At 64.4% G+C, this 12,748-nt stretch carries 16 protein-coding genes; 1 reads left to right on the forward strand and 15 read right to left on the reverse strand.

Annotation, left to right across the window (positions count from 1 at the left end):
* Positions 1–4,080, reverse strand: a complete 4,080-nt coding sequence (locus GWK50_RS01830; RefSeq protein ID WP_162015023.1) for a tape measure protein — start codon at positions 4,078–4,080, stop codon at positions 1–3.
* A gap of 31 nt (positions 4,081–4,111) precedes the next feature.
* Here GWK50_RS01830 and GWK50_RS01835 point away from each other — a divergent pair, with 31 nt between their 5' ends.
* Positions 4,112–4,381: a hypothetical protein gene (locus tag GWK50_RS01835; protein ID WP_162015024.1), complete on the forward strand. Its 270-nt coding sequence runs from the start codon at positions 4,112–4,114 to the stop codon at positions 4,379–4,381.
* Positions 4,382–4,458: 77 nt separating this feature from the next.
* Here GWK50_RS01835 and GWK50_RS01840 read toward each other — a convergent pair whose 3' ends face one another.
* From GWK50_RS01840 to GWK50_RS01905, 14 genes are all read right to left on the reverse strand, one after another.
* On the reverse strand, positions 4,459–5,259 hold the full coding sequence (locus GWK50_RS01840; RefSeq protein ID WP_162015025.1) for a hypothetical protein: 801 nt from the start codon (positions 5,257–5,259) through the stop codon (positions 4,459–4,461).
* A 6-nt stretch (positions 5,260–5,265) separates the two neighbouring features.
* Entirely contained in the window at positions 5,266–5,472 is a 207-nt protein-coding gene (locus GWK50_RS01845; RefSeq protein WP_242455259.1) for a hypothetical protein, read from the reverse strand.
* A 260-nt stretch (positions 5,473–5,732) separates the two neighbouring features.
* Positions 5,733–6,551, reverse strand: coding sequence for a hypothetical protein (locus GWK50_RS01850; protein WP_162015026.1), 819 nt, complete (start codon positions 6,549–6,551; stop codon positions 5,733–5,735).
* Entirely contained in the window at positions 6,548–7,162 is a 615-nt protein-coding gene (locus GWK50_RS01855; RefSeq protein WP_162015027.1) for a hypothetical protein, read from the reverse strand. Before GWK50_RS01855 ends, GWK50_RS01850 begins: the two co-directional genes overlap by 4 nt.
* Positions 7,163–7,165: 3 nt before the next feature.
* The gene (locus GWK50_RS01860; protein ID WP_162015028.1) at positions 7,166–7,678 is read right to left on the reverse strand and encodes a hypothetical protein; all 513 of its coding nucleotides are present in this window, start codon (positions 7,676–7,678) and stop codon (positions 7,166–7,168) included.
* Positions 7,679–7,693: 15 nt separating this feature from the next.
* Complete coding sequence (locus tag GWK50_RS01865; RefSeq protein ID WP_162015029.1) at positions 7,694–7,942, reverse strand: hypothetical protein; 249 nt, start codon at positions 7,940–7,942, stop codon at positions 7,694–7,696.
* On the reverse strand, positions 7,935–8,267 hold the full coding sequence (locus GWK50_RS01870; protein ID WP_162015030.1) for a hypothetical protein: 333 nt from the start codon (positions 8,265–8,267) through the stop codon (positions 7,935–7,937). Before GWK50_RS01870 ends, GWK50_RS01865 begins: the two co-directional genes overlap by 8 nt.
* A 3-nt stretch (positions 8,268–8,270) precedes the next feature.
* Positions 8,271–8,720: a hypothetical protein gene (locus GWK50_RS01875; RefSeq protein WP_162015031.1), complete on the reverse strand. Its 450-nt coding sequence runs from the start codon at positions 8,718–8,720 to the stop codon at positions 8,271–8,273.
* Entirely contained in the window at positions 8,717–9,229 is a 513-nt protein-coding gene (locus tag GWK50_RS01880; RefSeq protein WP_162015032.1) for a DUF1320 domain-containing protein, read from the reverse strand. Before GWK50_RS01880 ends, GWK50_RS01875 begins: the two co-directional genes overlap by 4 nt.
* Positions 9,230–9,244: 15 nt before the next feature.
* Positions 9,245–10,150, reverse strand: coding sequence for a Mu-like prophage major head subunit gpT family protein (locus tag GWK50_RS01885; protein ID WP_162015033.1), 906 nt, complete (start codon positions 10,148–10,150; stop codon positions 9,245–9,247).
* A gap of 243 nt (positions 10,151–10,393) precedes the next feature.
* Positions 10,394–10,606, reverse strand: a complete 213-nt coding sequence (locus GWK50_RS19610; protein WP_197904962.1) for a hypothetical protein — start codon at positions 10,604–10,606, stop codon at positions 10,394–10,396.
* Positions 10,607–10,634: 28 nt separating this feature from the next.
* The gene (locus tag GWK50_RS01895; RefSeq protein WP_162015034.1) at positions 10,635–11,744 is read right to left on the reverse strand and encodes a phage protease; all 1,110 of its coding nucleotides are present in this window, start codon (positions 11,742–11,744) and stop codon (positions 10,635–10,637) included.
* Positions 11,745–11,853: 109 nt separating this feature from the next.
* Positions 11,854–12,297 (reverse strand): Mor transcription activator family protein, encoded by a 444-nt coding sequence (locus tag GWK50_RS01900; protein WP_162015035.1) that lies wholly within the window; start codon positions 12,295–12,297, stop codon positions 11,854–11,856.
* A gap of 3 nt (positions 12,298–12,300) precedes the next feature.
* Positions 12,301–12,744, reverse strand: a complete 444-nt coding sequence (locus GWK50_RS01905; RefSeq protein WP_162015036.1) for a regulatory protein GemA — start codon at positions 12,742–12,744, stop codon at positions 12,301–12,303.
* Between the last annotated feature and the right edge of the window lie 4 nt (positions 12,745–12,748).

Below are 12,748 nucleotides of genomic sequence, written 5' to 3' on the forward strand. Positions count from 1 at the left end.
TCACCGCGCCAACCTGGCCAGGCGAGCCAACTCCGGCTCAATCATCCGCGCCAGCCGCACCGGATCATTGATGCCATTGGCATTCAAAGTAATGCTGATCGGCCCAGGCACCACGGTGGGTGCAGGCGCAGTAACAACCCCACCCCCATCTCCGCCGCTGCGGCCACCCTTGCTACCGCCGCGCTCACCACCGCCATCACGCTCACGGGCCTTGCGCTGCTTTTCCTCTTCGCGGTAGATCTGATCCAGCAGCTTGAGCTGCTCGGCCAACAGATCCAACTCCGCTTGCAACCGCGTGGCGTCCTCGGTCTTGTTGCTCACCTGGGCCCGCTGCAAGTCGATCTGCATCAGCGCCATCTTGCGCTGCACCTCCGCCTTGTCGCGCTCATTGCGCGCGCGGGCAATCTCCTCCTCGGTGCCATTGAGCTCCAACAGCCGCAGACGCAAATCATCCACCCCCTTGGCCGCATCGTTGCCCCGGCCTTCAAGCTGCTCCTGCTGCTGGGCCAACGCCTCCATCTGGGCCACCAGCAACGCATGCTCGCGCGTCATCGCCTCGATGTTCTTGTTCGCGCCCCACACCACGGCAGCCATCTCCTGCGAATACTTGCTCGCAGCCACCGAGGCATCAATCCAGCTCGTCTCCACCTTGGCCAGGGCGGCGTTGTGCGCCCGTGCCTGCGCAACCATGTCCTTGCTCGCGTCCCACCCGGCCTCAGAAAGCTCCTTGATCGAGTCTGCCGTGGCTACCGCCGCCTTGCCCACATTCTGGGTAGCACCCTCGGCCTCCTTCATGCTCTTGACGATGGCCTTACCCGCCTTGTCCGTCTCGATCACCATGCCGTACTGCTGCGCCTGCGACTTGAGCGAAGCATCTGCAACGCCATTGTTGGCTTCAATGGCCGCTTCAGCCATGGCCTTCCAGGCTTCACTCAGCTCTCGCGGTGTCGCTGTGCCACTGGCTTTGACCGCATCAAACGCCTGTTTTGCCGACGCAGCCAGAGCGGCCAGTTCCTTCTGCGGCTTCACACCCAGGTTGCGCAAACCCTCCTCAAGGCTCTGGATTCCTGGGATTTGGGCCTCAATGGTTGCACGCTGCTTATCCAATGCAGCCTGCGTGCGCTGGATGCCTTCAGCACTGATCTTGCCCGCCTCACCCATTGCCTTGAGCTGCTTCTCAAGTGCGTCTATGGCCTCAAGGCTGTCCGCCTTTGGAATGGCAGCAGCAAAGGCCATTTCGATGGCACGGGCCGACTCTTGCACACCCACACCAGCATCCTTGGCACTCTCGGCCACCAAATCAACCGCGTTGATGGCCTCTTGCGCCCCCGTGCTGATCTTGCCCAGCGCCTGGGCTGCATTCACTCCCAGCTTGTCGAAACTGGCCGCCAGAATTTGTTCATTGGCCTGCCCCCATTGCTGGGCGGAAATAATCCCCTGGCGCGCAGCCTCTTCAAGGTTGGCACGCAAAGCGCCAATCTCTCCTGCGCTCAGCTTCCCAAGCGCCTGTTGCCAAGCCTCCCCCACCTCTTTTGCCGACAGCTTGCCGCGCGCGGCCAGCTCATCCAAGGCCAAGGCAAACGCACTGGCCCCTTGCACATCGTCAAATTTCAGACCATCGGCCAGCTTGGTGATCGCCTCCTTCGTCTTGTCCGCCCCCTGGGCCATCTTTTCGAATTCGGCCACCAAGGAGCTTGCGTCCTGCGCCGCCAGTTCCTGGGTGGTTTTTTTCACAGACGCCGCCAGCTTTTCCTGCGCCTGCTGCGCAGACAGGTACTTGCCGGTCGCCTCGTCAAACACCAGCCGCCCCTCTGCCTGTGCCGCATTGAGCTCCTGCATTGATGTGACGACAACGCCCGTGGAGTCAGATATCGCCTTCAACCGCTGCGCCACTTCGGTCTGCCCCTGCTGCACCCGTGCATTGATGGCGTCATGCTTTTTCAGCTCGGCCTGGTAGGCACCATAGTCCTTGGCGATCTTGAGCCAGGCCTGGCCCACCTCCAGCACGCCGATCGCTACCAGTGCCATAGAGGCCTTGGACACCGACGCAAACAGTCGTGACTGCTCCGCCGCCTTGCCCATCTCAATGCCCGCCCCCCTGGCAGCAAGGCCCACACCCCGCAGTCCCTCGGCGAACGAAGCCACCTTGCTGACCGCCCACACCTTCAGCAGCGACTCAAACGCGGGGGCAAGCAATTGCACAAGCCCCATCAACCCCTGCGCCGTGTTGGCCACATCGATGAAGCCCTGGGCAATGGATTTGGCCCACTGGTCCAGCTCTCCGCTGGCCTTGAGCTCATCGAACTTCGCCAGCAACCCCTGCAACTGCGCGGTGAGGTACTCCAGCACGCCCGACTGGGCGATCATGTTGAAAAACTCTTTCAAAGCATCCTGCGCGCGCTGCACGGCGCCCGCGTAGGAGTTCATCAAGTCAGCACCGGCCCCTGCGCTCTTTTGCCCCATGGCATCGATCAACTGCAATATCGCCTCACGTCCCAGCTTGCCAGCCTCCGACAACTTTTGCAGTTCAGTCACACTCTTGCCCGTGGCCTTGGCCAGCAAATCCCAAGCCGGGATCCCGCGCTCGGCAAGCTGCAGCATCTCCTCGCCCTGCAGCTTGTTCTTTGTCCAGGCCTGCCCCAGCGCCAGCGCGACTCCCTGCAGCATCTCGGTGCCCCCCCCCAGCTCGGCAGCAGCGTCTGCCAGGGAGAGCATTTGCTCTCGTGTGGGCTTGAGGCCAAAGGCCGCCAGCTTGGCATAGGTATCCGTGAGGCCCTGCACATCAAATGGAGTCTGCTGTGCCAGATCCTTGAGCATTCCAAACGCCGCCTGCGCCTTCTCGGTGCTCCCCAAAATACTGGTCAGGCGCCGCTCAAGCTGCTCAAATGAGCTGCCCGTTTCAATGACGGCGCCCGTCACGCGCTTGATCTCGCCCAACCCCACCATGGCGCTGGCCCAGGCCACAGCCTTGTGCGCTGCCGCACCCAACTTACCGCCCGCACCCGTTGCGCTACCCCCCAGCGACTCTATGGAACCAGCAGCCCCCTTGGCCGCACCCTGAGCCCCACGCATCTCGGCGCGCAAATCTGTAATGCGCGACTGCAGCTCGGCAGTAGCCCGCGCCGCATCCTGCGGCAACATGTTCTGCCCCCGCAGGCCGCGCATGGTCGCCTGCAGCTTCTCAATCTCGGCGGTGATCTGCTGTACACCGCGCATGCCCAATTGCTTGAAGGTCGCCTCCAGCGTTGGCCCGAGGGTCTGCGCCTCACCACGCATCTGCGCCATCACCTGTGTGTACTGCTGCGCCTGCTGCTGTGCTTGCAGCAGCCGCGTTTTCAGTGCCAGCTGCTGATCAGAAAGACCCTGGGTGTCGATGCCAGCCGCCTGCAGTGCGGCGCGCGAGTCCTGCAGCGCCTGCCTGGTTTGCGCCAGCGTGCCGCTCAACTGGCCCGCGCTCTTGACCGTGCGCTCATAGTCCTGACCCAACTGCTTTTGGGCATTCACAGCGTTACGGCTAGCCGCCTCGCTTTCCTTGTGCGCGGCCACGAGCAACCGCACACTCGCAGCCGCGTTGCGCTCCTCGGCCTGCAACACCTTGAGCTGCGCGGCGCTGTCGCGCACACGCTCTGCGTATTGGGCGCTGGCCTCCCCCCCCTGCGCCACGGCATCACGGCTCAACCTGAGCTCGGCGCGGGCCTGAGCAATCGCATCGCGCAACTGGGTTTGGTGGCTCCGTGCCGCCTCAAGCTCCCTGGCTGCGCTGGCCTGCGCCTGCGCGGCGAGCTTTGCGGCCTGCCCCGACTGCTCCAGCGCGGCGGCCATCTGATCCACCTGGGCAGTGGCCGCATCCATCGCATCGCCGGCGGCTTTGGCCTCGCGCTTGAGCTGCGCAAAATCATCAATCAGGCGCTCCTGCCCGGCCAACGTCTTCAGGCTCTGTGCCAGCTCGGCAAACTTGGGTGCCGCCTCGCCCCCTTGCTGCGCCAGATCCTCCAGGCCCGCCACCAGAGCCTGCACCTCATCCTGACCCTCGGTCTGTGCATCAATAACCAGCTTTGCCTTCAAATCCTTGGTAGCCATTTCAACCTCGCTTGTATTAACATCCGCAGCCATGAAGCTGCTCTTGCTATCCATCCTTGGGGGCGTTGCCATCGCGGTGCTCGCGCTGGCTCAGCCGACATCGCGTAACCTCGCCGCCATCAAGATCGGTGCGGTGACCTGCGTAGCTGTCGTGGTCGGTGCCCTCCAATGGCCTGAGCACGCAGCCGCTATCGGGGTCGGTGTGGTAACGGCTGCACTGATCGGCGCGCTGTGGCACGGGGTGACTTGGCCCATCCGGTACATCGCATCGGTTTTCGCCACAGCGTTTCGCCGCCAGTAAAGCGTTCTCACCCCCCAAAAAAAACCGCGCCCAAGGCTCACGCCCGGCGCGGTTTTTCTTTGCCCGGTGCCAGGGCGTCAGATCGGCAGATCTGGCATCAGGTCGATGCGCATGAACGGGCCAAAGTCCGCATCGCTTTGCAGCTCTGGCACATACAGCGCCTGGCCACCCAACGTCAGCTCGCTGGCCTCATCGGCAATCCAGCCAAAGTCGCCACTCATGGCAAGGCTGATGCGCGGAATGATCATTCGGCCCTTTTGGCCGTCGCCGTTCATGCCGCTGAAAATGATCCCGCGTTCCACGTTGGTCTTGCTGAATGCAGCGATGTTCAGGTACCCGGCATAGGCATAGTCCACCTTGAGTGGCTCCACGTGCGCGGCCGGGTGCGCCAGCAGGCGGTAGCGGCTGTGGTCTGCGTCACTGATCTCGTAGTGGGTGCCTTCCACGTACACCAGCGGCGTGCCCCCGGTGCTGTCTTCGATCACCACGCTGGAGCTGCGGGGGTTCTTCAAAAAGAAGTAGTCCCCCGGCTGCAGCTCGGTCAGGATTTCATCGGTCACCGTGCCCGCAGCCTTGACCACCGCAGCGCCAAAGAACGCCTGTGCCAGCGTGCGCCCGTCAAACTGCACCATCGAGAGGCTCACCGCCAGGCTCTTGCTGGTCTCCAGCTCCTTGAGCGCCAGGCGCTGCCCGGAGCAGCTTTCCGGGATGGTGGTGGTCTCGCGCGAGGGCGTTGCCGTCAGCGTGCGGTTGCCGCAGCCCACGCTGTAGAGGTTTGTGAGGAAGCCCATCTCGGGGCGGCCCTTCACCGGGTCGTAGGTACCGATCATCACCGGCCCTTGGCCGTTCCAGATCATGCTGGTAGATGCAAGAGTCATAGTGCTTTACTCCTTGTTTTTGGAAGATGCAGCAGGCTTTGCCGCAGGTGGGTCAACCGCAGCGGGTGCGTCTTTGGCGACGCCTTCTGCCTTGAGCCATTCGGCCTTGTCCTCCGCCAGGCGCAGAACGGCGCCAGGCTTGTAGTCACGGCCAGCGTGGCGGTGGGGTTTGATCAGTTCGATGCTGATGGTCTTTCGTTCAGGCTTGGACATGCTGTGCTCCTGTGGTTTGAAAGTGAGTTGCTGGGGGTGAAATCAATGAGGTGAAGGCACTGGCTCACAGCGTCACAGCAAGCCGAAAAAGGTCGTCAAGCTGCTCCGCTGTGCCGATGGTTTCGAGTGTTTCAGTCTTCATGGTGAATCAAAGCCCATACGCAGCCCCATGCGCGGCGGGGCGTGATGTTTGGCATGGTGGGGGTCTGCATGACGCGGGTGCGGGTGCGGGTGAGTTCTTGGGCCATGGTTTCTCCGGGCTACCACCAGGGCGCGATACCGAGGTCATTGGCGATCCAGCGCTCGACTGCTGAAATCGCGGCGTCGGTCTGGGGGGTGTTGACGGTCGCCAAGTGGGCCAACTCCATACCAAGCGCCGCGCTGGACGTGCTTGCGATAGTTGCGATGCCCGTAACATCACTGGTGGTGCCGCTGGCCGTGGAGGCCCATGTACCCCCATTGACGCGACACCGCAATTGCCCGGACTGGTGTGACATGGTGACCACGGCCCAGGTGTCCGCATCGAAAGTCCGTACCACCTCCTGCGCTGCGCCCGCGTAGTTGTACGCTCGCGCACTGACCACAGCGCCAGACTTCGATAGGTGGAGCCCGACATAACCGCGGTTGTCGTTCAGGATTGCGTCGTTTGCCCAGGGCGACCCTGAGTCAGCACCTGCGCCAGTAACTTTGACGCCGCAGATGACCAGCTTGGTCGTCGAAGTAACCAGGGAACTGATTGGCATCCAACCGCCCCCGGCCGTCGCATACATTTGCGGATAACTGGATGCGGGGAACAAACCTGCGCTGCGTCCGTTGGCTGCGGCCAACTTCAGTTTTGGTTTGTCGGCATAGACGCTGTCGAAGTACTCCGTCTCGACGACTTTGCTGCGAACACTACCGATTGTTGCCCCGTCTGAAGTAACGTTACCGCCCGATACGCCGTTCGCTGCGAACAAGGTTGTGCTGTCTGTGAAGTCAACCCACATCGTCGCGCCCGCCACCATTTCGGGCGGTATTTCATCCGTCCAGATACTGTCGCGACGGGAGAGGCCCAGCTGGCCGGCTTGCAGCAGCATCATGCGTCGTTCTCCGCGTCAGTCGTGATGAACAAATCGACGCCGTGCAGGCGCGCGACGATCGCCAGCGTGTCCGCAGCATCGGCGGCTTTGCGGTAGACCCGGAAGAAAATTGTGTCGCCGTCCGCAGGGGTGTTCGCGACAGTGAATGCAGCAGTCTCGCCGCTGACGTACAGCCGGTTGGTGGTACCGCCGGTGTCGGTCACCTCCACGGCTGTGCCATAGGCCTGGTTGATCGCTTCGTCGTCGCCCACCGCCACTGCCTGGATGCCCCACACCACGCCAAAGTTCGTCGTGGTCGCTGCATGCGACCAGCGAAAACGCGCCGTGATCGTGCCCCGGTTCCAGCGCTTGGGTAGCGGGATGGCGAATTGGCAGTGCTGCTGCGTGTTCTGGTGAAAGTTCAGCGTCTGCACGTCGGGCTGGTTGGCCGACGTGGCGATGTTGGTCAGAACGCCGCTCCCTCCCGATGCGCTAGGCTGCATCGAACCGGCCATGATGGGGATCATCATGCGGCCGGCCGTACTACCACCGCCGCCAGCACCCGCGTACAGCGCCTTGATGTCGGCCGCGATGGCTTCGGCCAGTGCGGTAATGCGCTGTTCCAGCGTCATGGCTTATGCCTTGGCGGCGGTGTAGTCGGCCACAAAGTCGTGGTCGGTGTCGCCCACGGCCGCAGCCGCCTGGGCGCCGATGTTGTCGCGGGCCTGCGCCTGCTGCGGCGCGCTCAATGCCTGGGCAGCGTCGTAGCGCACGCGGGTGGCCACTTCGGCGGCGATGGTCGCGGCGAAGCTCGGATCATTGCCCAGCGCCGCCGCCAGCTCGTTCAGGGTATCCAGCGCAGCGCCCGCGCCGTTGATGAGGTCGTTTTTGACAGCCGCCTTTGCAGCCTCGATGCTGTCGAAAATCTTGTCCGCGCTCCAGGTCACGCCGGTATTTCCGTTGCCCGCGCCGTCGTCAATGACCGCGCCCGCGCCACCGATGAGCGTGAGCAGCTCATTGATGGCCGCCACAAGGCTGGTCTTGGTGGTGGTGTTGAGCGCGCTCAGGCTACCCTGGGCAGCGGTCAGTGTTTTAACGTCAGCGCCCACGGCCTGTGCCAGGGCGATGATGCGTGTTTCAAGAGACATGGGGTTTCCTTTTTTTCAGGCCTTGGCCAGGATGTAGTAGGCGAGCGGATCAATGGCGCCCAAGCCAATGTTCTGCTGGGCGTCGAGCTGTGCGGTTGGGTCGGCGGCCATCTCGGACAAGCGGTTGGCGATCAAGAACGCCCCAGGTGCTGGCTTGCCCGCAATCAGCACGCCCATGTCGGCCGGCAGCTCGCTGGGCGTGCGCACCATGCGCAGCTCCATCGCGGGCGGCGCCTCGAACTCCAGCTCGATCACGTCAGACATCGGTGGCCCCCTGCACCACGTTGAAAGTGGCCGTGCTCGAAGGCCAGCGAAACCCGCTGGGCGAGACAAACACCACATCAAACTGTGCCTCGCCCACCGGCCAGGCCCTGGTATCCAGGCACTGCAGGTGCACATGCCGCGCAGACACCGGATCCACCCACTCTGCCAAGAGCGCGGCGATCAGGCCGCCTTTGGGTGTGCGCACTTGCGAATGCAAGGCCCAGCCCGCAAAGTGCCCGTCGGCAAACCGGCTGGGGATGCGCACCGTCAGGTCAAAGCTGGCGCCGCGCTTGAGTTCCCAAGGCTTCTTGGTGTCGCACGACATACGTCAGCACCCATCCTTCGTCATCGTGTACTGCACCCGGTACAGGTCGGCAAACAAGAGCGTCTGCGCGTCGTAGTCCAGCACCTTGCCGCTCTCCCAACCAATCACGCGGGCGCCTTTGCAGGGCTTGTGCCCGATGAGCGCTGTGCGCACTTGGCCGATCAGCTTGCGTGCATCCTCGCCAATGTGTTCACCGCGCTGGTCTGCGTAGTTGCGCAGCGCCAGCACCACGCCAAACCGCACCAAGGATTCCTGCGCCAGCACGCCCACCGAATCCGGCACCTTGTTGGTGTTCTCATCCTCTGCAAACACCACGTAGGCACTGGGCGTGCGAAAACTGCGCAGCTCCTTGACGGCCGCAAAATCAGCGGCACCGCCCACAAGCTGCAAGTCACGCACATGCCCCTCCAGGCGCTTGACGACCAGCCCGGTATCGAACGGCTCGAAGCTCATCGAAACCCCTTCAACTGGTCGCGTCCGAAGACCTTGGGCGCGTGAACGAACCGCGCGTCCGTCTGGTCGATGGCCACCGTGTCCTGAATGCCCAAACTGAACTTGCCGTCCGCCGTCTGCTGCAGCAGGCGCACGGCATCGTTGTAGCCCCGCGCGATCGGGTCTTTGCTCTCCATGGCCGTGCGGTTCTTGTGCAGCAGGTAGCGCGCAATGGCGCGGCACCAGGCGCTCACAAGCGGGTTCACCGGGTTCAGCGGCAGCGCATAGCCGCGCTTGGCCAGGTACCCATCAATGAGCGAACAGGCATCGCGCACCGCTGTGTCGATGCGTGCAGCGGCACGCTGCGCCGCCTGCACGTCATCCGTCCCCCATGCGCTCACATCTGCAGCGCGCAGCACGGCGTCCAGCAGCTCGGCAGGCACCGGCCTGCGGTGCTCGTCGCTGGCCACCTCGGACAGCTCCAGCGCGCCGGGGCTGTCTGCCAGGTCTGCATGCGTGATGTAAGGCATGGGCTCGGGCCTCGCTTACAGCCAGTCGGCCACCAGCAAATCCAGCGTTCCGGCCAGATCGTTGCTGACCTGCACGCCGCCTTCGTTGACCAGATCGGCCGTCAGCAGGCGGTTTGCCGTGAACTTGAGCGCCTTGGGAACCACCAGCAGGTTGGGCGAAATACCCAGCGGGCGGCCATAGTCGCCGGTCTGCGTGTCCATGGCCGTGATGGCCGCCTTGAGGTTCTCGGCAGTCAGCGCCTTGTTGCTGGCATGGGCCAGTTGCCAGAAGCCGAAGCCCGCATTGCGGCGCGCATCCACGCCATAGACGAACTGCCCGGCATTGAAGACGTTGTCGTCGGTCTCGGCCGTCTTCGCCACAAAGTTCGGTTTCTTGCGGTCCTGGAAGATCAGCGGCTTGAGCGCACGGCGCGTTTCCAGCACGTACCAGCTCGGCCCCGCGCCGCCGTCGTCGGACAGGTTGGAGACGTTGACTTCCTTGCCCTTCTCGTTCAGCACCTTGTGGCTGGTGGAGAAGAACGGTTGGCCGTCGTAACACAGAGCCGTGCGGCCATCCTTGAGCAGACGGAACACCAGCTCGTCGGGGTGGGCCTCTGCAGCGCGCCCCATCTCGGTCATCAGGGGCGTATAGACGCCGTACTGATCGTCCTCGATGGCGCTGCGCGGCACGCCCACCGTCAGCTCGAACGGCTTATTCTTGATGGTGTAGCCGTGGTTGCCAATGGCGTGCACCACACGGTCGCCCAGCCACTCGCGCAGGCCGGGCAGCTGGCCCAGCCAGCCGTATTCCTCGCTGCCGGTCGTGCTGGGCACCACCGTGGCAATCTGGAGGTACTGGCTGGCGGCCTGGCCCAGGCCCGCCTTGAAGGCCGCGTTGAACGCTACATGCAGCGCCTTCAGGTTGGCGTTGTTGATATCCATGGTGGAAGTTCCTCAGTGAAATGGGTTTTCAGGTCAGGGCGCTGGGGGGTCAGGCAACGCGGGTGCCAATGCGCACCCACACGCCGCCTTCGTCCACATCCAGGATCTCGCCCGCAATGCAGGTGCCAGCGTTGGCCACTGTCTGGTCGTCCACGGCGAAGGCGTTGGCGCCAATGTCCGCACGGGTGATCTCGGTGCCGCCAGTGCTGTTGGCAAAGCAGAAGACGCCACGCGCACCATCCGTCAGCTCATCGCCCTGCCCTGGGCCTGCACGGCGCGCTTGCGAGCCACCGCACGCACAGGGGTGGTGGCTGCGGCCGTGGCGGGCGTTGCATTGCCCGAGCCGTCCAGCACATACATGGCACCGGCATAGATCGTCACAGCAGCGGCAAGGGGGTCGGCCACCAGGTCGCCAGCGCGCTGGGCGGTGGGTCGGTCTTTGGTCAAAGCAGTCATGTCAGCTCCGGTAGTTGGAAAGGGGCGGTTACGCCTTGCCCTTGGCGTAGGCCTCAGGCGTCAGGCCGCAGGCGGCGGCCACGGCCAGCTCGTCCTTGGTGAGGCCGTGGTTGGCGTCGCCAGGGGGCGGCGGCTCCTTGCCGCCGGTCTGGGTGCCGGTCAGCGCGGCGATGGGCTTGGCGGTGTCGAGGTACTGCGACAGCGCGGCCACGTTGGTCTTGCCCAGGTCGCGCGCCCAGGCCTCTTGGGCGGGCAGCAGGCGACCATCCTTCAGCGCAGGGGCGATCAGGTCTTCGACCTTGCGCTCGGTGTTCTGCGCCGTCAGCGCGGCCACGCTGGTCTTGAGCTCTTCCACCACGGCCACCGGCACATACTTGGCCGGGTCCGGGGTGGCGGCCGTGCGCAGGCTGGTGCACGCGGCCGTCACGGTTTCCGCCGTGGCGTTGCCGTCCAGCTTCAGCGCGGCGCGGGCGGCATCGGCCTGGGCCTTGATCGAGGTGCAGGCCGCAATGGCCGCGTCTTCAGTGGTGGTGGCAGGCAGGCCGATGGCCGCCAGCAGTTTTTCCAGCAGGGTCACTGTGGTCTCCGGTGGGTTGGGGATCGTGAAGCGGGCACTGGCGGCGGCCATCAGGTTGACGCCCTCCATGCCCGCGATGGCGGGGTGATTGGTGAACGCACCCATCAAGATGCGCGTGATCTCGCCCGTGGCGCGGGCGTACTCGAACACGGGGGAGAAGTAGCGGTACTCGCCAGCGGCCACCAGGTCGCGGGCGCGCTGGGTCAGCTCCACCTCGGCAAACAGGCCACGGCCCTCGATCCAGCGCAGGCCGTGCATCCACCCGGCGGCGGGCGCGGGCTGGCCGTTCGCCTCCTTGTGCAGGGTCTGGTGCTCGTAGTCGATGACCGGGGGCTGCTGCGCGTTGAAGGCAGCGATCACGCGGCCAGCAATGGCCTGGTTGATGCGCCAGGCTGGCACATCCATCTCGCGCCCGTCGGCGGGGGTGAAGTCCTGCGCCGGGGTGACCTGCAGCAGCACGCGGCCTGTGGGCATGCCGGGCGCAGACACGTCTGCGCTGACCGCCGCAAACGAGCAAGCTGCAATGGCGATGGATGAAAGTGGGAGTGCTGTGCGAGGCATGCCGCCATGGTGTCGGCGGCAGCGCTTGGGTGAGAAGTAAAGCGCTTTACTTTTTCAGCACAGGGCTGAACGCTGGCGCATTGCACGCCAGCGCAGGGTTCCAAACAGGCTATGCGCCGTCGCCGTCCAGGCCCGGCAGGCGGCCTTGGCGGCGCCGAAACTGCTCATCCTGCCATGCGCCCACGATCTGGCGCACGCGCATGGGCGTGAGGTCGTACTTGTCGGCCAACACCTCGTAGTCGCCCCGGAACTCCTCACACATCTTGCGGTCGCGGGCCGACAGGTGCACCGCGACACCCTTGGCGAGGTAGATCGCGCGGCCGCCTTTTTCGTTGGCCAGGTGCTGCAACTGTATGACGGCCACGCGGGCCATGGCCCCCAGCACCTGCAGCCAGGCCGGGTCAGGCCGGTCCTGGCCCACGCGGGCATCGGTGAACGCCATGGCTTGAAACAGGCACAGTGCAACGTCGCGCATGTCTTCCGTCAGGCCTGCAGGCAGTTGTGCGTCCAGCACGCAGGCCTCGGCCGCAGTCATGTGTTTGGCAGGGAGCATTGTTTACCTCACTTCCTTGCGTTGGTTCCAGGATTTGAGCGCCTCGATCACCGTGTCGAGCTGGGCGCTGGTGGCAAAGCGCAGCGCACTCACGTGCACCGTGCGCTCCACAAAGGCATTGAGCGCGGCGCGGCTGGGGTTGTGCAGCACGCCGTCGCGGGCCAACTGATTCCACAGCGCCCACACCTTGCGCTCGCGCGGGCTGGCTGCCTTCTTGACCTGGTCGAACTGCTCGCGCGTGAGCGGGCGGCGGCGGGTGGTGGGCTGGGCTACGCCCAGGCGTTCGGCCAGGCGCTGCATGTGGGCGCGCACGTGCTGCTGCTCTGTGGCCGTCATGCCCTTGCTGCTGGCCTTGCCCGTGAGCTGGACCAGGAGCGCGCGGTAGTCGTCGTCCGAAAGCTGCAGCTTGGACTTGAGCACATGGATGGCGGCGGTGTGGTTTGCCATGGCG

The sequence above is a fragment of the Acidovorax sp. 210-6 genome (genome assembly GCF_010020825.1).
GTDB classification, from domain to species: domain Bacteria; phylum Pseudomonadota; class Gammaproteobacteria; order Burkholderiales; family Burkholderiaceae_C; genus Simplicispira; species Simplicispira sedimenti.

What these genes read in the sequence shown, in the direction of transcription:
- GWK50_RS01830 (WP_162015023.1), bottom strand. Translation starts at nt 4,080, where the DNA reads ATGGCTACCAAGGATTTGAAGGCAAAGCTGGTTATTGATGCACAGACC.
- GWK50_RS01835 (WP_162015024.1), top strand. Translation starts at nt 4,112, where the DNA reads ATGAAGCTGCTCTTGCTATCCATCCTTGGGGGCGTTGCCATCGCGGTG.
- GWK50_RS01840 (WP_162015025.1), bottom strand. Translation starts at nt 5,259, where the DNA reads ATGACTCTTGCATCTACCAGCATGATCTGGAACGGCCAAGGGCCGGTG.
- GWK50_RS01845 (WP_242455259.1), bottom strand. Translation starts at nt 5,472, where the DNA reads ATGTCCAAGCCTGAACGAAAGACCATCAGCATCGAACTGATCAAACCC.
- GWK50_RS01850 (WP_162015026.1), bottom strand. Translation starts at nt 6,551, where the DNA reads ATGATGCTGCTGCAAGCCGGCCAGCTGGGCCTCTCCCGTCGCGACAGT.
- GWK50_RS01855 (WP_162015027.1), bottom strand. Translation starts at nt 7,162, where the DNA reads ATGACGCTGGAACAGCGCATTACCGCACTGGCCGAAGCCATCGCGGCC.
- GWK50_RS01860 (WP_162015028.1), bottom strand. Translation starts at nt 7,678, where the DNA reads ATGTCTCTTGAAACACGCATCATCGCCCTGGCACAGGCCGTGGGCGCT.
- GWK50_RS01865 (WP_162015029.1), bottom strand. Translation starts at nt 7,942, where the DNA reads ATGTCTGACGTGATCGAGCTGGAGTTCGAGGCGCCGCCCGCGATGGAG.
- GWK50_RS01870 (WP_162015030.1), bottom strand. Translation starts at nt 8,267, where the DNA reads ATGTCGTGCGACACCAAGAAGCCTTGGGAACTCAAGCGCGGCGCCAGC.
- GWK50_RS01875 (WP_162015031.1), bottom strand. Translation starts at nt 8,720, where the DNA reads ATGAGCTTCGAGCCGTTCGATACCGGGCTGGTCGTCAAGCGCCTGGAG.
- GWK50_RS01880 (WP_162015032.1), bottom strand. Translation starts at nt 9,229, where the DNA reads ATGCCTTACATCACGCATGCAGACCTGGCAGACAGCCCCGGCGCGCTG.
- GWK50_RS01885 (WP_162015033.1), bottom strand. Translation starts at nt 10,150, where the DNA reads ATGGATATCAACAACGCCAACCTGAAGGCGCTGCATGTAGCGTTCAAC.
- GWK50_RS19610 (WP_197904962.1), bottom strand. Translation starts at nt 10,606, where the DNA reads ATGACTGCTTTGACCAAAGACCGACCCACCGCCCAGCGCGCTGGCGAC.
- GWK50_RS01895 (WP_162015034.1), bottom strand. Translation starts at nt 11,744, where the DNA reads ATGCCTCGCACAGCACTCCCACTTTCATCCATCGCCATTGCAGCTTGC.
- GWK50_RS01900 (WP_162015035.1), bottom strand. Translation starts at nt 12,297, where the DNA reads ATGCTCCCTGCCAAACACATGACTGCGGCCGAGGCCTGCGTGCTGGAC.
- GWK50_RS01905 (WP_162015036.1), bottom strand. Translation starts at nt 12,744, where the DNA reads ATGGCAAACCACACCGCCGCCATCCATGTGCTCAAGTCCAAGCTGCAG.